This is a genomic window from Streptobacillus felis (assembly GCF_001559775.1).
GTDB classification, from domain to species: domain Bacteria; phylum Fusobacteriota; class Fusobacteriia; order Fusobacteriales; family Leptotrichiaceae; genus Streptobacillus; species Streptobacillus felis.
Genome location: NZ_LOHX01000206.1, coordinates 1 through 240, shown reverse-complemented (window position 1 = coordinate 240; position 240 = coordinate 1). Strand labels below are relative to the sequence as shown.

Sequence of the window (240 nt, the reverse complement as noted above, 5' to 3'; positions counted from 1 at the left end):
TTCCTCTAAGAATTAGAGCTGTACCTGAAGGGGCAATAATTAAAAATCATAATGTTTTAGTAACTGTTGAATCAACTGATGATAAAGTTCCTTGGATCGTAAGTTGGTTTGAAACTCTACTCCTTAAAATATGGTATCCAATTACTGTCGCTACTTATTCATATAAGATTAGACAAATAATTTCATATTATTTAGAATTAACCTCTGATAGACATGATGAGGAAATTGATTTTAAATTAC

1 pseudogene is annotated in these 240 nt (G+C 29.2%); it reads left to right on the top strand.

Annotated features, from left to right (window positions below):
* Positions 1-240: pseudogene (locus tag AYC60_RS09340) on the top strand (nicotinate phosphoribosyltransferase); the annotation flags it as partial.